Source organism: Actinoplanes sp. NPDC024001 (genome assembly GCF_040638955.1).
Classification (GTDB): domain Bacteria; phylum Actinomycetota; class Actinomycetes; order Mycobacteriales; family Micromonosporaceae; genus Actinoplanes.
In genome coordinates this window covers 141513-160829 of the sequence record NZ_JBEZZB010000003.1, presented here as the reverse complement: position 1 = coordinate 160829, position 19317 = coordinate 141513, and the positions used below count along the sequence as shown (strand labels likewise).

The 19317-nt window shown below is 69.2% G+C and carries 21 protein-coding genes and 1 tRNA gene; 12 read left to right on the top strand and 10 right to left on the bottom strand.

Features of this window, described 5'->3' with window-relative positions:
* Window position 1: 1 nt before the first annotated feature.
* Both AB0F81_RS02945 and AB0F81_RS02940 read right to left on the bottom strand, forming a co-directional pair.
* A complete protein-coding gene (locus AB0F81_RS02945; protein WP_360189914.1) occupies window positions 2-553 on the bottom strand; it encodes a type 1 glutamine amidotransferase domain-containing protein in 552 nt (183 codons plus the stop codon).
* A gap of 39 nt (window positions 554-592) precedes the next feature.
* Window positions 593-1048 (bottom strand): DUF2231 domain-containing protein, encoded by a 456-nt coding sequence (locus tag AB0F81_RS02940; RefSeq protein WP_360189911.1) that lies wholly within the window; start codon window positions 1046-1048, stop codon window positions 593-595.
* Between the two features lie 391 nt (window positions 1049-1439).
* Between AB0F81_RS02940 and AB0F81_RS02935 the strand changes: the two genes are divergently transcribed.
* From AB0F81_RS02935 to AB0F81_RS02915, 5 genes are all read left to right on the top strand, one after another.
* Complete coding sequence (locus AB0F81_RS02935) at window positions 1440-1877, top strand: DUF6232 family protein (protein ID WP_360189908.1); 438 nt, start codon at window positions 1440-1442, stop codon at window positions 1875-1877.
* A 232-nt stretch (window positions 1878-2109) separates the two neighbouring features.
* Window positions 2110-2979 (top strand): helix-turn-helix transcriptional regulator, encoded by an 870-nt coding sequence (locus tag AB0F81_RS02930; RefSeq protein WP_360189905.1) that lies wholly within the window; start codon window positions 2110-2112, stop codon window positions 2977-2979.
* A 55-nt stretch (window positions 2980-3034) separates the two neighbouring features.
* Entirely contained in the window at window positions 3035-3229 is a 195-nt protein-coding gene (locus AB0F81_RS02925) for a DUF397 domain-containing protein (protein WP_360189902.1), read from the top strand.
* A 202-nt stretch (window positions 3230-3431) separates the two neighbouring features.
* Entirely contained in the window at window positions 3432-3632 is a 201-nt protein-coding gene (locus AB0F81_RS02920) for a DUF397 domain-containing protein (RefSeq protein WP_360189899.1), read from the top strand.
* 149 nt (window positions 3633-3781) lie between these two features.
* Window positions 3782-4300, top strand: a complete 519-nt coding sequence (locus AB0F81_RS02915; protein ID WP_360189896.1) for a DUF6226 family protein — start codon at window positions 3782-3784, stop codon at window positions 4298-4300.
* A gap of 41 nt (window positions 4301-4341) precedes the next feature.
* Here the strand turns inward: AB0F81_RS02915 and AB0F81_RS02910 are convergent, their stop codons facing one another.
* A complete protein-coding gene (locus AB0F81_RS02910) occupies window positions 4342-5487 on the bottom strand; it encodes a geranylgeranyl reductase family protein (RefSeq protein WP_360190009.1) in 1146 nt (381 codons plus the stop codon).
* Between the two features lie 61 nt (window positions 5488-5548).
* On the opposite strand from AB0F81_RS02910, the gene AB0F81_RS02905 reads away from it, so the two are divergent.
* Window positions 5549-6742, top strand: a complete 1194-nt coding sequence (locus AB0F81_RS02905) for an MFS transporter (RefSeq protein WP_360189893.1) — start codon at window positions 5549-5551, stop codon at window positions 6740-6742.
* A 70-nt stretch (window positions 6743-6812) separates the two neighbouring features.
* On the top strand, window positions 6813-7139 hold the full coding sequence (locus tag AB0F81_RS02900) for a hypothetical protein (RefSeq protein ID WP_360189890.1): 327 nt from the start codon (window positions 6813-6815) through the stop codon (window positions 7137-7139).
* A 33-nt stretch (window positions 7140-7172) separates the two neighbouring features.
* Here AB0F81_RS02900 and AB0F81_RS02895 read toward each other — a convergent pair whose 3' ends face one another.
* Both AB0F81_RS02895 and AB0F81_RS02890 read right to left on the bottom strand, forming a co-directional pair.
* Complete coding sequence (locus tag AB0F81_RS02895; protein ID WP_360189887.1) at window positions 7173-7607, bottom strand: DUF6228 family protein; 435 nt, start codon at window positions 7605-7607, stop codon at window positions 7173-7175.
* A 312-nt stretch (window positions 7608-7919) separates the two neighbouring features.
* Window positions 7920-7996, bottom strand: a tRNA-Thr gene (locus AB0F81_RS02890).
* A gap of 102 nt (window positions 7997-8098) precedes the next feature.
* Between AB0F81_RS02890 and AB0F81_RS02885 the strand changes: the two genes are divergently transcribed.
* Window positions 8099-9844, top strand: coding sequence for a metallophosphoesterase (locus AB0F81_RS02885; protein WP_360190006.1), 1746 nt, complete (start codon window positions 8099-8101; stop codon window positions 9842-9844).
* Here the strand turns inward: AB0F81_RS02885 and AB0F81_RS02880 are convergent.
* Window positions 9841-10371, bottom strand: coding sequence for a hypothetical protein (locus tag AB0F81_RS02880; protein WP_360189884.1), 531 nt, complete (start codon window positions 10369-10371; stop codon window positions 9841-9843). The genes AB0F81_RS02885 and AB0F81_RS02880 overlap by 4 nt on opposite strands.
* 42 nt (window positions 10372-10413) lie before the next feature.
* Here AB0F81_RS02880 and AB0F81_RS02875 point away from each other — a divergent pair, with 42 nt between their 5' ends.
* Window positions 10414-10848 carry a MarR family transcriptional regulator gene (locus AB0F81_RS02875; protein ID WP_360189881.1) on the top strand — a complete coding sequence of 145 codons (435 nt, stop codon included), beginning with the start codon at window positions 10414-10416 and terminating at the stop codon, window positions 10846-10848.
* A gap of 182 nt (window positions 10849-11030) precedes the next feature.
* Here the strand turns inward: AB0F81_RS02875 and ricT are convergent, their stop codons facing one another.
* On the bottom strand, window positions 11031-11870 hold the full coding sequence (ricT, locus tag AB0F81_RS02870) for a regulatory iron-sulfur-containing complex subunit RicT (RefSeq protein ID WP_360189878.1): 840 nt from the start codon (window positions 11868-11870) through the stop codon (window positions 11031-11033).
* A gap of 157 nt (window positions 11871-12027) precedes the next feature.
* On the opposite strand from ricT, the gene AB0F81_RS02865 reads away from it, so the two are divergent.
* Window positions 12028-13887, top strand: coding sequence for a hypothetical protein (locus tag AB0F81_RS02865; protein WP_360189876.1), 1860 nt, complete (start codon window positions 12028-12030; stop codon window positions 13885-13887).
* 337 nt (window positions 13888-14224) lie between these two features.
* Here AB0F81_RS02865 and AB0F81_RS02860 read toward each other — a convergent pair whose 3' ends face one another.
* From AB0F81_RS02860 to AB0F81_RS02850, 3 genes are read right to left on the bottom strand one after another with little or no spacing between them, the layout of a single operon-like run.
* Window positions 14225-14836 carry a hypothetical protein gene (locus AB0F81_RS02860; protein ID WP_360189874.1) on the bottom strand — a complete coding sequence of 204 codons (612 nt, stop codon included), beginning with the start codon at window positions 14834-14836 and terminating at the stop codon, window positions 14225-14227.
* Window positions 14836-15132, bottom strand: a complete 297-nt coding sequence (locus tag AB0F81_RS02855) for a hypothetical protein (RefSeq protein WP_360189871.1) — start codon at window positions 15130-15132, stop codon at window positions 14836-14838. The genes AB0F81_RS02860 and AB0F81_RS02855 overlap by 1 nt, the downstream gene beginning before the upstream one ends.
* A 1-nt stretch (window position 15133) precedes the next feature.
* Window positions 15134-15460, bottom strand: coding sequence for a YbaB/EbfC family nucleoid-associated protein (locus AB0F81_RS02850; RefSeq protein ID WP_360189868.1), 327 nt, complete (start codon window positions 15458-15460; stop codon window positions 15134-15136).
* Between the two features lie 453 nt (window positions 15461-15913).
* Here AB0F81_RS02850 and AB0F81_RS02845 point away from each other — a divergent pair, with 453 nt between their 5' ends.
* The gene (locus AB0F81_RS02845) at window positions 15914-17110 is read left to right on the top strand and encodes a DNA polymerase III subunit delta' (protein WP_360189865.1); all 1197 of its coding nucleotides are present in this window, start codon (window positions 15914-15916) and stop codon (window positions 17108-17110) included.
* A gap of 936 nt (window positions 17111-18046) precedes the next feature.
* Window positions 18047-19312, top strand: coding sequence for an SGNH/GDSL hydrolase family protein (locus tag AB0F81_RS02840; protein WP_360189862.1), 1266 nt, complete (start codon window positions 18047-18049; stop codon window positions 19310-19312).
* Window positions 19313-19317: the final 5 nt, after the last annotated feature.

Below are 19317 nucleotides of genomic sequence, written 5' to 3'. Positions count from 1 at the left end.
GTTACGCGGGCACCGTCTCGGCCACCCGCTCGACCAGCGCGGCACAGAAGGCCGGCAGGTCGTCCGGCTTGCGACTGGTGATCAGGCTCTCGTCCACGAACACCTGCTCGTCCACCCAGGTGGCCCCCGCGTTGACCAGGTCGGTACGCAGACTCGGCCAGCTCGTCAGCGTCCGGCCGTCGACGACTCCCGCCTCGACCAGCGTCCACGGGCCGTGACAGATCGCCGCCACCGGCTTGCCGGCGTTGACGAAGTCGCGAACGAACCGGACCGCGTCCGCGTCCGCGCGCAGGAAGTCGGGGTTGGCGACCCCGCCCGGCAGCACCAGGGCGTCGTAGTCACCCGCGGCCGCCTCCCGCACACTCTTCTCCACGCGGTACGTGCCGGCCTTGTCCATGTGGTTGACGGCCTGGATCTCACCGGTCTTGATCGATACGAGTTCCGCCGTTCCGCCCGCCGCCTCCACGGCCTTGCGCGGCTCGGTGTACTCGACCTCTTCCACGCCGTCGGTCGCCAGGAAAGCCACGCGCTTTCCCTTGATCGATGCGGTCATCGTGTGCTCCTTCCGGATTACCGGAGACGTTTCGCCGTCTCAGTTCCGGTTCCCGGCAAGAGCGCGGGCAAACGCCGGCGTGTGGCCCGTCGCGATTTTTCCGGCGAACCAGGCGCCGTATCCGGCCAGCACCAGGGCGAGCAATTCCACGAGGAACAAACCGCCGCCGGCGACCCGTTCCGGATCACGCATCCGCACCATCAGGATGACCGTGAAGACCACCAGCACACCCATGTTGAGCAGGCCCCGCAGCACACCGAGGCGACGGGCGCCGGAATGGCGCACGAACATCACGTCGACGGCGCCGGCAAGGGTCGCCAGCAGGCCCGCGAACAGGCCGGCGGCCACGTTCCAGTAGGCCAGCGCGCCAAGAATGCTAGGGCCGCCCAGCAAGTCCGCCATATCGAACAATACGGCCATAGCGAAGAGTCCGAGCGGGAACATGACCAGGATCGGCTGCACCGCCTGGCCGGCGACACTCAATCGGCTTTCCATCCGGCTATCGCCTTCCCACCTGCGAAGATACAGGTTCGTCGCGGCTTCCGGATCTGGCCTACCCGGTGCTCCGCGGGCCGAAACGCCGCGACCGGGAGCCGGTCGTCACATGCCGGAACGACCATGCGGCTTGTACGCAGTCTGCAACATGGCAGATTGAGTGGTGGCGGGCAGCCGGGTGGCGTGCTCTACTACTGGTAGAGCAACAAGGGCGGAGTTGGAGGGAGAGACAAACAACGGCACCCGGCGGCAAACGGGTGCCGTTGTCCGCCTCTGGCGGCTCCCGGCTAAATCTCCGGCGGTTGCGGCACGAGCGAGGCGGGGATGTCTCTCGCGCCAATGGTGGCCCGCTCTTCTCCTCCTCGCAAGGAAAAGTGAAGAGGAGTTCGCCATGCGCACACGCACCTATTACGACAGGCACGACGCCATGGTGACCAACGACCAGTTCGTCTGGCACACCGCTTCCGGACAGTTCGTTTTCAATGTTCAGCATCTGCGTAATGTCGGCCGGGTCCAGGCGCCTCCGCGTGTGCGCCCCTTCGCTCCGGCCCTCGCCGTCTGCACCCTGTTCGCCGCGGTCATCGGTTGGACACTGCTCGCCGACCCCGCGGTGTACGTCGTCTCGTTCCTCGCCCTGGCTGCACCCGCGGTAGCCGTCAGCTGGCGCGAGCCCCGCCACTGGGAACTGCACGCCCAGTACCGCGGTGAGGCCGTGGTGCTCTATTCCAGCGCCGATGAGCGCGTCTTCAACCAGGTGAGCCGGGCTCTGCGCCGGGCCATGGAGGGCACCCCGCGAGCACCGTCGGGTTATGGACTAGCGGCTGCGTGACCTGGATATTTGCGAAGACCTCTCGGGTGAGATCTCTATTCGATCAAAACCACACCTTGCGCTTGTCGTTCTGATAGGACAGTAATCTAGGATGTCGGCGACCTCGCTGGCTGCCAACTGGCAGTTAGCGAGGTAGCAGATAGCAGGATCACCGCTACCGCGGGTAACCACGAACTTCGACGATGAAGGACTCATGGCTGAGGGCGACTCGCCTACGATCGCGCGCCGACGCGTGCGCCTCGCGCTCCGTGAAGCGCGAGAGCGAGCCGACCTCACTCAGGCCCAGATCGCCGAGGAGATGGAGTGGTCGCTCAGCAAGGTGATCCGGATTGAGAACGGGGACGTCAGCATCTCCCCGAACGACCTGAAACCGCTGCTCAGCTACCTTGGCATCAGGGACAAGGCGACGGTGGCGGCACTTCTCTCGGACACTCGTCTCGCCCGGACCCGGCAACGTCAGGCTTGGTATCACACGCCGGAGTTCCGCGATCACCTCACCGACTCGTCGCGAAAGCTGATCGAGTACGAGAGCGAGGCCCAGGAGATCCGGTCCTACTCGATCTACTACATCCCCGGCCCCCTGCAGACCGCCGCGTACTCGAGCGCGCTGATGGCCCGTTTCGAGGACGAACTCACCGAGGATCAGCGTGAGTGGCGGCTGCGCGCCCGGAAGCTGCGCCGTGAAGCGCTGCTGGCGCGGGGCGGCTCGGGGGTGCAGATCTACCTCATGGTCGACGAATCGGTACTGCGGCGCACCATCGGCGGGCCGGAAGTGTTCGCCGAGCAGTTGCGCGACCTGAAGGAACACGCCGACGCGGGCCGGATCCGGATCCGGATGGTGCCGTTCTCGCTCGACGCCTCGGTCACCAACAACGCGAGTTTCGACCTGCTCGTTCTGGGCGAGGGCGAGGTGCTCTACCGGGAGACCGGTCTGGGCGACGAAATGATCGAAGACCGCGAGACGACCGCGAAACACCGTGCTCGTTACGACAAGGTCTGGCAAGAAGTCGCCGATGAAGAAGACACGATCGAATTCATTCGGCGGCAAATAGGGATCCTCGAGGGCGGTGCGACCGATGGGCCACCCCGGGACAGTCGATAAAACCCAAGGCCGAGCCGGCGCCGCCGGCGAGGCACAAAACCGTGGAAGGTCCACAATGGTAGAGAACAACGTGCCCGCCTGGCGGAAGAGCAGCCGCTGCGGAACGTCAACCTGCGTCGAGGTTGCCAAGGTCGACGACCAGTACCTCATCCGGGACTCGAAGAACCCCGAGGCCGCCGCGCTCAGCTTCACCAAGGCCGAGTGGGACGCGTTCGTCGAGGGTGTCAACGCGGGTGAGTTCCGCTTCTGACGTCGTCGGCCCGCCCGCTCTGCGCATTCGAATCGCGGGGCGGGCCGGTCAAAAAATACTCACAAAATTCGTGCATCATCCCGAACGGACGCCGCATACCTCACATTTGAGGTGATAAGCGGCGTCGTTTGGTTTTCATTCATCCTGCTAGTTCGGCACCTTCGCTTACCGTGGATTCGAACCGTCACGGAGGTGCACACACATGATCAAACCGACGGATGAGCCGCGATGGCGTCGTAGCGGTCAATGCTCAACCGGGGCATGCGTCGAGGTAGCCAAGGTCGGTGACCAGTTCCTCGTCCGCGACTCCAAGCAGCCCGGCGGCGCGCCACTCTCCTTCACCAGGGCCGAGTGGGAGGCATTCGTCGCCGGAGTCAAGGCTGGAGACTTCGGTTTCGAATGAGCTTTTTTCAACGTGGCCAGGGCCGTGCGGCCCGGCACCGGCGAACGGCCTGGGACTCTCAGGCCCGACGCCAGGTTGAAAAAAGCTCACCGGCTCCGCTAATGCCGGAGCAGCGGTTTGCCGCGGGCCGAGCGCGGCATACTGCAGTGGTGGACGGCTTCGCGCACGCCACCGACACCGACCGCTTCGCGCTCCTGCACGAGGCGGCCGACGACCTGCTGGACGAGCTCACCGAGCGCTACCAGGTGGAGCGCCGGGAGAGCAAGGAAGCCCTCGGGCTCGACGACGCGCTCGTGCGGACCGTCCGGCTGATTCCCCGCGTGCCCACCGCGGCACCGCTGGCGATCCACTTCACCGACCCCGGTCTGATCCTGCGCCTCGGCCGGTGGTGGGAGGAGTCGTTGCCGGTCTGTGCCTGTGACATCTGCGGTGAGGACCCCAAGGAACTGGCGCAGAAACTGCACACCCACGCCGCCGCGCTGATCGAGGGCGGGCTCTGGGAACGTGTCCGGCGTGGCGTGAGTGGATCCTGGTTCGAGACCAGGCTGATCGGCGCCGGCGTGAAATCGGACCGGGAAGGGCCGCTCTCCGCGGCCGGCGCCCGCGACGCCCGGCGCGGCGGATTCGCCGCACCGGTGCAGTGGGCACCGTGGCAACTCCGGTCCTGACCGACTGCCGATCCTGATCCACTGATGATCGGTGCGGCCGGCTACGCACCCGCGGGCCGGCCGCCCAGCATGCTCACGGCGGCCCGCAGCACGCGGTGCCGCAGCACGCGGGCCATCGAGATCTCGCCGCGGCAGAAACCGGTGAAGGCCCGCCAGCCGAGTGGGCTCGCGAACGCCGCGTGCACCAGAGCGGGATGCCTGCCGAACAGGCCGAGCAGCCGGCGGCCGGCCGCCATCTCCGGCGCCAGCTCCCCGGTCACCAGCCGGTCGTACGCGCTGAGGTCCCCGCCGTTCGCGGCGACCGTGCCGGCCCAGGTGCCGGAACGCAGCGCGTAGCTGATGCCCTCGCGGGTCCACGGTTCGAGCAGACCGGCCGCGTCGCCGGCGACCAGGACCCGGCCCTTGCGCAGCGGGGCGGTCGCGGCCCGGCACCGGGTCAGGTGCCCGGAGTCGCGCAGCACCTCCCGGTCTTCCAGCCCCAGACGGGCGACGAAAGCGCGCAGGTAGCGGCGGGTCTCGGCGCCCCGGCCCTTCTCCATGATCACGCCGACGGTGAGCTGGTCGCCCTTCGGGAAGACCCAGCCGTACGAGCCGGGGACCGGGCCCCAGTCGAGCAGCAGACGGCCCTGCCAGCGGGAACGGTCGGCGTCGGTCGCGGCGAGTTCCACCTCCAGGCCCAGGTCCTGCTGGTCGAAGGTGACGCCGACATGGCGGGTGCTCACCCCGGCGGACCCGTCGGCGCCGATCACTACCCGGGCGGTCACGTCCGTACCGTCGGCGAGGCTGACGGTAGCCGTACGCTCGCCTTGTGAAACGGCCCGGACCAGACTGTGTTGCCGGACCGTCGCGCCTGCCTGGACCACCGCCTGGAACCAGGCGTGATCGAAGTCGTCGCGGCGCACCATGGTGACCACCGGATCGCCCGGCGACCGGCGGGTGAACTGCCGCCGGCCGTCGTGGGTGAAGGTGACCGCGTTGATCGTGTCGCGCGCCGGCACCGGGAGCCGCTCGGCACTCATCCGCAGCGACATCCCGAGCAGGCCACCGCCGCAGGTCTTGTAACGCGGGTGCTCGGCGCGCTCCAGAACCACCACCCGGGCTCCGGCCGAGGCCGCCGCATGTGCCGCCGACAATCCGGCGGGTCCCGCCCCGATCACCGCGACGTCCCAAACCGGGTTGTTCTCCAGCACCTCTGCAGTTTAGATACGGTCTTCGGTAAACCTTCCTCACGATTCACGGGGCGTCAGCTTGAGCACAGCCGTCGCGACCGACCTGCGCGCCTCCACGCGTTCGGTCTACGTCACGTTCACCTTCCTCGGCGTGGCCATGGCCAGCTTCGCCGCCCGCATCCCGCAGATCCGCGACGAGCTCGGCCTCAGCCCGTCCCGGCTCGGGCTGGTGCTGCTCGCGATCGCTGTGGGATCCATCACCGCGCTGCCGCTGGCCGGTCAGATCGTGGCGCGGTTCGGATCACGCCGCACGGTCGGCGTGATGGCGGTGCTGCTCGGCGTCGCCCTGACCGGGGTGGCGATCGGCTACCAGTTCGGGGTGCTGCCGGTCGTTGTCGCGCTGTACCTGTACGGCTTCGCCACCGGCGCCTGGGACGTGGCGATGAACGTGCAGGGCGCGATCGTGGAACGCCGGATCGGGCGGTCGATCATGCCGCGCTTTCATGCCGGCTACAGCGTCGGGACGGTCGCGGGCGCCCTGGCCGGCGCCGGGGCGGTCGCGCTCGGGCTGTCGGTGACGGCACACGTGATCGTCTGCTGCGTGCTGGTGACGGTCGCGGTGGTGGCGGCGGTGCGCTGGTATGTGGCGGACGAGGCGGAACCTTCCGCCGACACCGAGAGCGGCGGCGGCCTGCGCCGCACCCTGGAGACCTGGCGCGAGCCGCGAACCCTGCTCATCGGCGTGTTCGTGCTGGCCTTCGCCTTCACCGAGGGCGCCGGCATCGACTGGATCAGCGTGGCGATGATCGACGACTACGGGACGTCGGCGGCGGTCGGCACGCTGGTGTTCGCGGTGTTCCTGGCCGCCATGACGATCGGCCGGTGGTACGGGCCGGCGCTGCTGGACCGATACGGGCGGGTGCCGGTGCTCCGCGCGCTGGCGGTGACCTCGCTGGTCGGGCTGGTGCTCTTCGTCTTCGGTTGGGCGACGCCGGTGGCGTTCGCGGGTGCGCTGCTGTGGGGCTTGGGCGCGTCGCTCGGCTTCCCGGTGGGCATGAGCGCGGCGGCCGACGAGCCGGCCAAAGCGCCGGCGCGGGTCGGGGTGGTGGCGTCCATCGGGTATTGCGCGTTCCTCGGCGGTCCGCCGCTGATCGGCCTGCTCGGCGACCATGTCACGGTGTTGAAGGGTTTGCTGGCGGTGGCGGTGCTGGTGGTGCTGTCGATCGCGCTGTCGCCGGCGCTGCGCCCGCCGGCGGAGCCTGAGACCGCGTGACCTGCCGCTCTGCCCGGCCGCCAGGCACAAATCGGGTGCGGCCAGCGCTCCGCTCGCGGATCCTCTCCCGATGAGCATTCGGCAGTCCCGCAGGGAGAGGGCGGCAGTGTTGGCCGCGGTGCTCCGGGAAGTCCAGGTCGCGGAATGCTGGCAGCCGTGCCAACCGTCGAACTACATCGACACGGCGGTGCGCCGGTGGATGACCTCGGACCGGCGCATCAAGCCCGCTAAAAGCACACCGGAGAACAGGGTCCGAGATCTTCTCCGAGGGTTGCGGGAAGCGCAGGGTGATGACCTGATCTACGAGGAACCGGGGTGGCTCGAACATCTCGCGGAACGCTTCGGCACCGCGCTGCTTGCCGCTGACCGAGCCTCGGGGGCATCACCCGAGGCCTGATCTGGTCGACGGCGCACCGAAGCGGCGCGGCAGCTAAGTACCCAGCAGGTGGGCGAGATCAGCGGCGAACCTGGTCATTTCTTCGCCCGCTTCGAGCACGAAAACGGCCCTGGCCGACCAGGCGGTGTCATCCCAGTCCGGCCCGGGCGCCCTCAGCGTCACACCAAGGAACACATAGCCACGTCCGTCGTGTCGAGCATCGAGGGCAAGCTCGCACTCCATCGACTGCCAAGTTCGGACACCCTCCCAACCACGCCAGTCACCCGCGAGGCTCTCTACGAAGCCGGCCAACGTCGTCGCCGGAGCGGCGTACAGCCCATCAAGCTTGGCAACGGTCTTCGCAGCTAGACCGCCTTGATACAACTCCGTCTCCGCGGTGTGGACGTAGCCGTCCCCGAAGGGATCTTGCGGCGGGTGCACGACCCAGCGCGCACCTCCCGCAGAGCCCAAGACGAAGGATTCCTCCATGAAGAGGGAGTATGACCGACTTCAGATCACGAGCCTAAGGATCATCTGCGACGCGGTGCGATCAAGGATCGTGCGAGGTCAGAGCGGTCGACGCGGATCCGTCCCGGTCGGTGCGATTGCTGGCGTTGAGGGCGGTTCAGCGAATGCTCGCCCACGCCACGGCCGCCGTGCCCCTGGACGTCCACGCAGGCCCCCTTCGGCGACGACCTGGACGAGGCCTTCACTGCGCGTCATGCGGACTACGAGCTCCCCGGCCGCCGTCGTAAGCCTCGACAAAAGGAGAAGCCCAGGTCGGTGACCTGGGCTTTCTCATGGAGCCGCCTGACGGAATCGAACCGTCGACCTACGCATTACGAGTGCGTCGCTCTAGCCGACTGAGCTAAGGCGGCAACGAAGAGTCAGTGTACGGCATCGACGATCCGAGCCTCGCCAGGGTACGTCCGATGTCGTACCCCGTGACTAGTGTGCACGGTGTGACGGACGATGAATCGATGGCCGCCGCTTCGCGGCAGCGCCCCGCCGAGTCTGAGCAGACCGTGCCCAACCGTCCGCGCAGCCTGGATCCGCAGGAGCTCGGGTTCACGCCGAAAGGGCCGATCGGCTGGCTGGCGCCCCTGTTGCTGCTCAGCACCGGGTTGCGGGCGCTGCTGGCCATCCTCTTCGGGGCATATCTGGACAAGCGCGAGCTGCAGAATGCTCTGGACGGCGAGTTCTTCGATCATTCCGCCACGGCCGACGGCGAGATCTGGCTCGACTACGTCGCCGACCTCGGGGACGGGTTCGACGCGACCTATTCGGTGGCTTACCTGCTGGCCAAGCCCGAGCTGGAGGTCGACGGCGAGTGCCTGCCGCGCGGGCGCCTGCTGCTGATGGGCGGCGACCAGGTCTACCCCCTGGCCAGCGGCGACGGCTATGAGAACCGGATGAAAGGCCCATACCGCGCGGCCTTGCCCGAGGCGCCGGCCGGGGTGCCGCGACCCACGCTCTTCGCGCTGCCGGGCAACCACGATTGGTACGACGGGCTCACCGCGTTCCTGCGCCTGTTCGCGCGCCGTAAGGACGGGCACATCGGTGGCTGGCGCACCGAGCAGCGGCGGTCGTATTTCGCGGTGAAGCTGCCCGCCGACTGGTGGCTGTTCGCGGTCGACGAGCAGTTCGGGGCCTATATCGACGATCCACAGCTGCTCTATTTCGAGAAGGCGGCGCGGGAGGTCGGGCCGGACGACCGGATCATCCTGATGACGCCGTCGCCGACCTGGGTCAAGGCCGTCGACAATCCGGAGGCGTATGACGCGGTCGACTACTTCATCCGGACGATTCTGGCGCCCACGCAGGCGCACGTGCGGGTGCTCGTCTCCGGGGATCTGCACCACTACGCGCGCTATTCCGGGGAGGAGCGGGAGCTGATCACCTGCGGTGGCGGCGGGGCGTACACGTTGGGCACCCAGAACCTGCCGGAACAGATCACCGTGCCACCACGGGAGACGCTGACCCGGAGCAAGAGCCGCAGCCGGCCGTACGATCTGGTGGCGAGATTTCCCGATGAGCCGACCTCGCGCCGCTGGGGGTGGGGTGTTTTTCACCGGCTGCCGCGGCGCAACGCCGGGTTCGCCTCGATGCTCGGGATCATCCAGACGCTGACCATGCTCGCGATGGCCGGCGCGGCCAGTCAGGGCGGCAACATCCAGCGGCTGTTCAGCATCCCGCTGGTGCTCATGCTCGTGCTGATCATGGCGGGCACGGTTCTGTTCGCGAAGCCGCCCGGGGCGGAGTCGTCGAAACATGCCCGGCACTGGATTCTCGGGGTGCTGCACGGTCTGGCGCAGATCGGTCTCGCGGTGGGCGGGACGTGGGTCTGGCTCCAGTTCCCGTTCCGGGATTGGCAGTGGCCAGGTCCGCTGGTGGTGGCCGCAGTCGTCTACGGTCCGCTGATCGCCATCCTGTCGACCCAGCTGTGCGCGCTGTACCTGCTGATCTCAGGCCGGTTCGGGGTGAACCTGAACGAGCTCTTCGCCGGTCAGAGCATCGAGGACGGCAAGAGTTTCCTGCGCATGCACATCGACGCCGACGGCAACCTGACCATTCATCCGATCGGGGTGGACCGGGTCTGCCGGAAATGGGCGGCCGACCCGGCCGGTGGCCCGGAGGCACCATGGGTGCGCCCGGAGGAGCCACTCGTCGCCCGCCGGATCGAGGAGCCGATCTTGGTCGCCGGTCCACGGGCGGCGCGTTTCTAGGCGGGCTGCGGCTCTCTCTGTCCGAGGATCAGCGTGCGGCCGATGCCGGCCATCCAGAGCAGGGTGAAGGCGATGATGGTGGGGTTCTTCACGGCCACCAGCACGGCGTTGACGGCCGCCTGCGCATCGGCCGGGACTGTGGCGGCGACCAACCCGTTCAGGCCGATGTCGAAGATCAGGAAGGCGATCGCGAGGAGTGCCCACTGTCCCCAGAAGGCGACCAGGCGTCGGTCGATGGCGGTTTTCAGCCGCTCCCAAGCGGTCCGCCGGTCGAGCCCTGTCTCGGCGAGCATGAGCCGGACGATCAGGGCCGCAAGCAGGATGCGAACTCCGGCCACCAGGACTTCGCTGGTGATGGAGATCAACGCCGGCGGGTCCCAGTAGACGACGGCGAAGCGCTGCACGGTGGGGATCATCGACAGGCCGAAGACGAGCAGGAAGTGCTGACGGTAGAACCCGGTGGCCCAGGCTGCGGCGTCACGGCCAAGTCGTAGTACGTCGTTCATGGCAACCTCCAGATATTCCACTACGATGGACTATCCGGAGTGCTGAAGTAAAGGGTGAGGACGATGCGTGATTACGGCTGGGAGCTGAGCACCGCTGTCGTGCTGTTCCACGAGGCGATTGCGCGCCGCCTCGGCCTTAACGCCGCCGAGCACAAGGCGCTGGGTGCGATCATGCGCGCCGGGCCGATGCCGATCGGTGCCCTCGCACCGGAACTGGGCGTCGGCGTCACCGCACTGACCGGCATCGTCGACCGGCTGGAACGTGCGGGATATGTGCTGCGTCAACCCGACCCGGCGGATCGCCGGCGGGTGCTGCTCGTCGCCAACCCGGACAAGTCTCCGGACCTGGAGAGCATCTTCGGGGAGCTGGGGCGGTCGATGGGCGAGTTCATGAGCAGATATGACGAGCGCGAGACGGCGGTGATCGTCGATTATCTGGACAACACCATCCGGGTGCTGCGCGAGCAGATCGACAAACTCGCGCAGCGTTCGCCGTAGTGGCCTTCGGCCCCGCGGGCATTTTGCCTGGCGGCTCAGCCTTCGCCGTGGCGCCTTCGTACCCCGCGGCATTTGCCTGGCGGCTCAGCCTTCGCCGTGGCGCCTTCGTACCCCGCGGCATTTGCCTGGCGGCTCAGCGTCCGCCGTAGTGGCCTTCGGCCCCGCGGCATTTGCCTGGCGGCTCAGCCTTCGCCGTAGTGGGCGTCGTGGGCCTGGCGAGGGGCGCAGACCGAGGCCCGGCTGCAGGAGCAGCGGGAACCGTCGGCGTCGAGCCGCACCACCACCGAGTCCTTGGGCACGCTGTGCGCGACGACCCGGCCATCACCCTCGGGCGTTGTCACCCGCGAGCCGACGGCCGGCGCGGATGCCTGGAACTGCTGGTAGAGCGGATGCTCGTACTTCAGGCAGCACATCAGGCGCCCGCAGGCGCCGGAGATGCGCAGCGGGTTGAGCGGCAAGTCCTGGTCCTTCGCCATCCGGATGGTGACCGGCTCGAAGTCGGTGAGGAACGTGGCACAGCACAGGTCACGGCCGCAGGAGCCGATGCCGCCCTGCACCCGGGCGGAGTCACGGGCGGAGAGCTGCCGCAGCTCGACGCGGCAGTGCAGGGTGGCGCCGAGGTCCCGGACCAGGGAACGGAAGTCGACCCGGTGCGGCGCGGTGAAATAGATCGTCGTGCGGGCGTTGCCGGAGCCCTGGTCGAGAACGTGATCGACGGCGACCACCTTCATCGGCAGCTCGTGCGCCTTGATCAGCTTCTTGGCGGCGACCTTCGCCTCCGCTTTCCGCTTGCGCAGCAGCTCGTCCCGGCGTAGGTCGCGGTCGTCGGCGAGACCCACCACCTTCGGGAAACCGGAGGTCTCCTCATCGACCCATTGCGGCGCCCAGACGCACTCCGCCACCTCGGGGCCGTCGTCGGTCGGCACCAGCACGCGATCACCGACTGACGGCGTGAATCCGTTCGGATCGAGGTAGTAGAGGCGGCCATACCGGTTGAAACTGACCGCGCACAGCATGCCCATGGGATCAACCCTACGACCGTCGGCAACCCGTACCAAATGCCGGTTTTGAACTACCCGCGAGGGTTGTCGCATAGATACCGCGCAACCGCCCCAATCGACCTTCGTTGGCCAGTCCCGTAGACGCCGCCGCGGCGGCACGCCCTCGAAAGGACTTGCCATGACACCCGCCAGGTCGGTGGCCGCCAGTGTCGTTGCGCTGGGTTTCGCGAGCACGCTCACCGCGCCGATTCCCGCCTTCGCCGCGCCCGCTCTTGCCGCGCCCGCTCTTGCCGCGCCGGCACCGTGCCAGCGCTTCGAGCACTTCGCCGCGCAAGCCGGCGCCGAGGTGATCCGGATCAACCGGCTCGATCTCGGGCCGCTCGCCGGGCCGGCGCACCGGAACGGGCCCTCAGGGAAAGGTGAGGCTCCACCGGACGGCGACAAATCGGCCGAGCCGGGCGCTGCGGGCAAGCGAGCCGCGTCGGGCCCGGATGCTTCGGGCGCGGGTGCTTCGGGCGCGGGTGCTTCGGGCGCGGGTGCTTCGGGCGCGGGTGCGGGTGCTTCGGGTGCGGGTGCTTCGGGTGCCTCAGGCCTGGGTGCTGCGGATTCGCGTCACCGTGGCACGGGCAAGGGCCGGCCGTCGGCGGAGCAGGACGCCTCCCCCGCGAGCAACGACCAGTCACCGGCCGGTACTGCGCCGGACAGCGGGTCGGATGCCGCCCCGCAGGGCACGGCGGGGCGGGACGACGGCACCAGGTCTCCGCGGAGCGCGGCGGGACAGGGCGGCGGCGCCGGATCGGATGTCAATTCGCTGGGCCGCGCGGCGCAAGCCGACGAGGCTTCCGGCTTTGCGCCTGCCGCATGGTCGCCTTCGGGCCGGAGCAATCGGGTACGGGCGGAGAAGGACCCCAAGCAGTCGATCGGGGGTGTCGGTCTCGGCGACGCGAGGAGCGTTCTGATCGCCGATGGGCCGATCAATTCGGCGGCTGCCGCGCGGATCCTCGACGGGCGGGTCGCGGGTTCGCCGGCCACGAACGACCTGGTGGTGCAGCAGGCCCCGCCGTCCAGCGCAAAGCCGACCGTGCGGCGTACCGGTGAGAAGCGCTTCGGCCCGCTGCGCGCCGGGGCCGGGAAACTCACCGCGCACGCCCGCTGGGACGCCGACATGAACTGCGCGTCCGCTGACGCTGAGGCCTCGCGGTCGGCGGCCGAAATTGATCGGATCACGGTGACGGGGGCGGGTAGCGAATCGCTGCTGCGCGTACCGGAAACGATCTCAGGCCACAGCAACACCGCGGTGCGGCAGCGGGACGGCCGGCCGGAAGCGGTTGCCTCGGCGACCATCACGGCCGGCCGGATCAGCCTGGCCGACGGGGCGGTCCGCATCAAGGTGCTGCGGGCACCCGAGCTTCGGGTCAGCATGTCTGCCGACAGCAAGGGTGACGTTCAGTACCGGCCGGCTGCCATCGAGGTCTCCGACCGGAACGGCCAGGTGAAGCGACTCAGCACTGTTAGTGACAGCATGGAGATCACGGTGAGTGAGGATGTGCGGGCTCTGGAATCTCTCCCGGCATTGATCGAGCCGATCGCTCCGCTCCCCCTGCCGCCCGTCACCGGATTGCCGTCGGCCGGCGAGCCGGAGAGCACGCCGGTGCCCGGCAAGGCCGACGGCACGCGCCTGCGCGTTTCTCTCGGAGACGTCCGGCAGGCCACCAAGGGCAGCGCCATCGCTGCCCGGGCCACCGCCATCAAGGTCTCGGTCGTCCGTGATCAGGGCTCCGGGCGTACGAAGACCGGGTACGGACCGTCCCCTGTGGTGGCTGACCTCGGTATCGGCCTGCTCGAAGGTGCCGCAGTCGCGCCGGTGCCGGCCACGCACGGGCAGGGCGTCTCGTCCGCCGGAGCCGGTGCCGGAAGCAGCACGCTGCCGATCACCGGGCCGCGCGCGTACACGCTGGTCCTGGCCGGCGCAGCCCTGCTGATCGCCGGCGCGGGCGCGGTCTTCATGGCCTCCCGCCGGCGCCGCTTCAACCCCTGACAGGGGCAGGCACTCGTGGGGCGGTCCCAAGCTCGTGGCTGAAGGCCTGTGCGGGTCGGCATCTGAAGATCCCACACAGGGTTGGCAACTGAGGCGCCACGCAGGATCGGCGACCCAGACACCGAGCGGGATGGCGAGCGGTTGGACGCAGCAAAGCCTCTAGCCCGCCAATCTCCCGGCACTACGGATGGCGCAAGGTGAGTGCAACGAGGCCGTCGCTGGCTCGGACTTGGACGACAGCGGCGGGGGATCGGACGTGTGCGGACGGCCGCGGCAACGGCCGTCCGCACGCAACACAGTGGACCCCGAACCGGCACGGCCGGTGGGCGCGATGCGGTCAGGCCAGCAGGACGTTCTGCAGGGGCGCGGAATCGTCGAGAAGTGCCTCGCCTCGGTCGTAGCTGTCGGCGATTGCCTGCAGCAGGAGCGCGGCCACGTTGGCGGCGGCTCTCGCCTCCTCGTCGGGTGGAAGATCACTTCCGGCGGACAGGGTCACCGCTTCTGCTGAGCCCATCGCCTCGGCCAGGGCCATGGCTACGTCGCCGCGGGCACGAGTCATCCACTCGGCGAGGGCGTCGGCGAGGTTTGCGGTCGCCTCCATCCGGTGGCTCAGGCTGTCGGGGCCACCGTTGAGATGTTCTGCGGCTCGGCGGCGGGCCTGCTCGTAGGCATCCGCGGCCTCGCCGGACCAGGCCTCTGACATCGGCAGCGCGTCGGCGAGATCGGCGTAGGCACGGACGTTGGCACGCAGCTCAGGGATCGACTCGAGAATCGCCTCGGGGTGCAGGTCGCACACCGCTCGCACGGCATCCCCGGGCAGCAGCCGGACCCGGCGTAACTCCGGCCAGACGTGGTGGCCCTCGGGCGCGCCCACCATGGAGAGCACGGTGTCGACGCGGCTCAGCAGTGGCCGAGCAGCCTCCACCAATTGATCCAGGCGGTCTGTCATCACAGCCCTCGCTGGAATCGGCGGCGGACCGCGTCGTCGGTGGTGGCGTACTGCTGGGCGTTGGAGCGCACGGCCACGGCCATCCCGCTCAGGCGTTCCGCGGCGTCGGCCGCCTCGCGGGCTCGGGCGGCGAGCACGGCTGTCCAGCCCGCATAGAGCGCACGGCCGATCCGGCCGGGGCGGCCCGGGTCATCGGCACCGAAGGCTGTCGCGCTCGGGATCAGGGCTGGGAGCTGACGGTCCATCGTGGTCAGAGTCGCCGCCACATGGTCGATCTGATCGGCGATGCGATCCATGTCAGTGCCCCTCCAACCCGCGGAACGATCCGAACACCTCACCGTGCAACTTCTCCCGCGCCCACCGAGCGGCTTCCGCCGCGTTCGTCACGACGGCCCGCATCTCCCGGGCGAATTCCGCAGCGTCACGCTGGCGAAGGCCGCCGTGGATGCGGACATCCACGATCTCGCCGGCGGCGGTGACGACCACCTCGATCGACTGGTCCGGCGAGTGCACCGACACGGAGTGCGCAGCGACAGCCTTGTCGAACTCGGCCCGTAAGTTTTCGATGTGCCGATATCGATCGATCGCCTCGTCGATCCACACCTCGTCGATCTCACGGGCCATTCGAGGCTCCTCACCGCGCGTCATGTCGCCGTCGCGTTCCGGGATCAGACCGTACCGGTTGCCGTGACGCTCCCGCTACGCCGGCAAGTCCCTTGTGGATAACCCTCCGACCGGTCGCTGAGTGTCGCCATAGACGCTTGCAATGGTGACTGGAAGTAACATTGCTGGAGCTCGGGAAGGTCTTCAACATCGACCGACGGGCCAGCGTGGGCGGGCCGGCTCGGGCGGGCCGACTCGGGCCGGCCGGCTCGGGCGGGCCGGCTCGGGCCGGCCGGCTTGGGCGGGCCGACTCGGGCGGGCCGACTTGGCGGCGGAGCTGATCAGTAGATCGGCGTGGGGGCGAGGGCGGTTGAGGAGGGTCCGGCCGCAGTGTGTGGCTCGTCGCACAGATCAACTCATCCGGTAGAGACAACCGGTCCCGTTTCTGTCGGGGGCGGGCAATACCATCGTCGGGTGAGTCGGCATGACGTCTTCTCGGAATTGGTCGGCCAGGATGAGCCGGTCGAGACCCTGCGCCGGGCCGCGAGCGCGGCTGCCCGGATCGTTTCCGGTGAGCCCGGTGGCGGCGGGATGACCCATGCGTGGATTTTCACGGGGCCACCCGGGTCGGGCCGTTCGCTGGCGGCCCGGTCGTTCGCGGCCGCCCTGGAGTGTGAGCGTGACGGCACCGGCTGCGGTGAGTGCCACGGCTGCCACACCGCGCTCGGCCGGACGCATGCCGACGTGCGCTTCGTGGTGCCCGAGGGGCTTTCCATCGGGGTCAACGAGATGCGGGCATTGGTCCTGCGAGCGGCTACGGCACCGTCGGGCGGACGGTGGCAGGTCGTGGTGATCGAGGATGCCGACCGGCTCACCGAGGCGGCCGGCAACGCCCTCCTCAAGGCGATCGAGGAGCCACCTCCGCGGACGGTCTTCCTTCTCTGCACGCCGTCCACCCATCCGGACGACATCTCGGTCACCATTCGCTCCCGCTGCCGTGTGGTGGCCCTGCGGCAGCCTCCCGCCGACGCGGTGGCTGAGGTGCTCGCCAGCCGGGACGGCGTGGCGCCGGACGTCGCCACCTGGGCGGCGGCGGCTTCACAGGGGCACGTCGGCCGGGCGAGGTTGCTGGCGGCTGATCCGGAGGCTCGTTCCCGGCGGGAGGCAGTGCTGTCGGTGCCGCGTCGCCTGACCGGGATCGGCGCCTGTTTCGACGCCGCCGCCGCCCTGATCGAGGCCGCCGAAGCGGAGGCCGCCGCCACGGTGGCGGAGAGTGACGCTTCCGAGCGGTCCGCGTTGGAGCAGGCGCTGGGTGCGGGCGGCACCGGTCGCGGGGCCGCCGGAGCCATGCGGGGTGCCGCCGGGCAGATCAAAGATCTGGAGAAGCGCCAGAGGTCCCGCGCCACACGAGCCCAGCGGGACGCACTGGACCGCGCGCTGGTGGATCTCGCCGGCTTCTACCGCGACGTGCTGATCACCAACCTCCGGGCACCCGTTGCGGTCGTGCACGGCGACACGGCGTCCCAGTCCGAGGCGGCGGCTCAGAAGTGGTCGCCGGAGAGCACGCTCCGGCGGCTGGAGGCGATCGTTGCCTGCCGCGACGCCATCGAGCAGAACGTCAAACCGAGGATCGCGGTCGAGGCCATGATGGTCAACCTTTGGCGCGGTTGACCTGGTGGTGGGTAGGTAAGCCGCACGACCGCGCAGGCACGCCGGAGATAACTGCGCAAGCAAGCCGCGGGCTGAGCACGGCCACGCAAGCAAGCGCGGGCTGGGCACGGCCACGCAAGCAAGCCGCGGCCGAGTAGCACGGCCGGGCAGGCAGACCGCGAGCCGGGCACGGCTAACGCAAGCACGCCGGACACGGCCACGCATGCACACCGCGGGCCGGACACGGCTACGCAGGCAGGCCGCGAGCTGGGCACGGCCACGTGAGCACGCTGGGCACGGCTGCGGGAGCAGGGGTTGCGGAATGGCCGGCGACTACGTCCGCGCATCAGTCGGACAGGACAGGCCAGAACTGGAAGAAGTCGGCGGGCGCCCGCCGTCCGAGATCGTGCCTGTGGCGACGGTGAGCGCCTGCGTCGCGCTTGCGCCGGCGGTGAGGGCAGCCGGTGAGTGAACGATGCGGGTGCACCGGATGGGTGACTCGGCGCGCGCAGGGCGGCGCGCCGGCTGGGAAGGCGGGGTGAGTCGGCGCCCGCAGGGCGGCGCGCCGGCTGGGAAGGCGGGGTGAGCACCGGGGCCGTGTCGGCGGACGGTGCCGACACGGCCTCGGTGCGGCCCTCTCCCGACAGCGACTCCGCACCCTGGAGTCGCCGGCCGGACGGACCTCGCGCGCCGGGAAACCACGCCGCGCGGTCTGATGATGCGGCACCCGAGCAACCGCTGACCAGACCAACCCGACGACGACGCATCTGCGAAACTTCCGCCCGACAGGCACGACGGTATGCATAGAGCATGGTCCGCGTCAACCACGTGTCATCGATAATCATCAGAGCGAACATCGGTCCGGCCAGCGCACCAGCAGACCTTGACGCCGTTGAGCGGGCAGTTCTAGGTTACGAAAGCTCCACCGTCCGGTTTCCGAAAGTTTCGGAGCACTCCATGTCGACTCGTCGTGAAATCCTTGCTCTCGCCTCCGGCGCCGCGCTGGCGACGGCGGCCGCGCCGGCGCCCGGGTTCGCCCACGACGGCCACGGTGACGACTGGGTCGCCACCTGGGCGGCCGTGCCGACGACCATCCCGCCGGGCCCGCCGCAGACGCTGGCCGATCAGACAGTGCGGCACGTGGTGCACACCAGCGTCGGCGGCGATCAGGTGCGGATTCGGCTGAGCAACGAGTTCGGCGCGACCCCGCTACGGATCGGCGAGGTGCACGTCGCGGTCCGGGAGGGTGCCGGAGCTGACGCGGTGGTCGGCACTGATCGGCGGGTGACGTTCGGCGGGCGCACGGCGGTGACCGTGCCGGCCGGGGCGCCGCTGGTCAGCGACCCGGGCCGGTTGGCGATCAGGGGCGGGACCGACCTGGTCGTCAGCATCTACCTGCCGGAGTCCACACCCGTCACCACCCTGGCGGCCTTCGCTTTTCAGGACAACGTGGTCGCGGCCGGCAACGTCACCGCGGCCCGCACGGTCACCCCGGTCCGGACCGTGGGGCAGGTGTTCTTCCTCGCCGGGGTGAGTGTGCGCACCCGCGGCTCGGCAATTGTCACCCTCGGTGACTCGATCACGAACGGGGCGAACACCGAGCAGAACGCCAACCACCGCTGGCCCGATCTTCTCGCCGCCCGGCTGCGCGCGGCCCGGCTGCCGCGCGGTGTGGCGAATGTCGGCGTCTCCGGGAACCGGCTGCTGCACGACCCGAATCCGCCGGCCGGGAGCCAGGCCGAGACGTTCGCGGCGTACTTCGGGCATAGCGCCTTGCGCCGCTTCGACCGTGACGTGGTTGCTCAGCCCGGCGCGGCGTACCTCGTGGTTTTGATCGGGGTAAACGATCTGGGACATCCTGGCACCGTCGCGCCGCCCAGCGAGGTCGTGTCGGCCGAGGATTTGATCGGGGGGCACCGTCAGCTGATCGCCCGGGCACATCAGGCCGGGCTGCGGGCCTTCGGCGCGACGGTCCTGCCGTTCAAGGACGACACGCTGGGCTTCTACACCCCGGAGAACGAGCGGAAACGGGCGGCGCTCAACCGGTGGATCCGGACGTCCGGCGAGTATGACGGGGTGATCGATTTCGACCGGGCCGTCCGTGACCCGGCCGATCCGCTGCGCCTGGCCGCCGCCTATGACAGCGGCGACCACCTGCACCCGAACGACGCCGGCATGGCCGCGATGGCGGCCGCCGTCCCACTCCAACTGTTCCGGCACTGACAACG

Bases quoted from the DNA above. Each gene is read 5' to 3' on its own strand.
- AB0F81_RS02855 (WP_360189871.1), bottom strand. From the start codon at position 15,132: ATGGATCGCATCGCCGATCAGATCGACCATGTGGCGGCGACTCTGACC.
- AB0F81_RS02925 (WP_360189902.1), top strand. From the start codon at position 3,035: ATGGTAGAGAACAACGTGCCCGCCTGGCGGAAGAGCAGCCGCTGCGGA.
- AB0F81_RS02940 (WP_360189911.1), bottom strand. From the start codon at position 1,048: ATGGAAAGCCGATTGAGTGTCGCCGGCCAGGCGGTGCAGCCGATCCTG.
- AB0F81_RS02935 (WP_360189908.1), top strand. From the start codon at position 1,440: ATGCGCACACGCACCTATTACGACAGGCACGACGCCATGGTGACCAAC.
- AB0F81_RS02945 (WP_360189914.1), bottom strand. From the start codon at position 553: ATGACCGCATCGATCAAGGGAAAGCGCGTGGCTTTCCTGGCGACCGAC.
- AB0F81_RS02920 (WP_360189899.1), top strand. From the start codon at position 3,432: ATGATCAAACCGACGGATGAGCCGCGATGGCGTCGTAGCGGTCAATGC.
- ricT (WP_360189878.1), bottom strand. From the start codon at position 11,870: ATGGGCATGCTGTGCGCGGTCAGTTTCAACCGGTATGGCCGCCTCTAC.
- AB0F81_RS02865 (WP_360189876.1), top strand. From the start codon at position 12,028: ATGACACCCGCCAGGTCGGTGGCCGCCAGTGTCGTTGCGCTGGGTTTC.
- AB0F81_RS02900 (WP_360189890.1), top strand. From the start codon at position 6,813: ATGAGCATTCGGCAGTCCCGCAGGGAGAGGGCGGCAGTGTTGGCCGCG.
- AB0F81_RS02840 (WP_360189862.1), top strand. From the start codon at position 18,047: ATGTCGACTCGTCGTGAAATCCTTGCTCTCGCCTCCGGCGCCGCGCTG.
- AB0F81_RS02860 (WP_360189874.1), bottom strand. From the start codon at position 14,836: ATGACAGACCGCCTGGATCAATTGGTGGAGGCTGCTCGGCCACTGCTG.
- AB0F81_RS02895 (WP_360189887.1), bottom strand. From the start codon at position 7,607: ATGGAGGAATCCTTCGTCTTGGGCTCTGCGGGAGGTGCGCGCTGGGTC.
- AB0F81_RS02885 (WP_360190006.1), top strand. From the start codon at position 8,099: ATGGCCGCCGCTTCGCGGCAGCGCCCCGCCGAGTCTGAGCAGACCGTG.
- AB0F81_RS02875 (WP_360189881.1), top strand. From the start codon at position 10,414: ATGCGTGATTACGGCTGGGAGCTGAGCACCGCTGTCGTGCTGTTCCAC.
- AB0F81_RS02850 (WP_360189868.1), bottom strand. From the start codon at position 15,460: ATGGCCCGTGAGATCGACGAGGTGTGGATCGACGAGGCGATCGATCGA.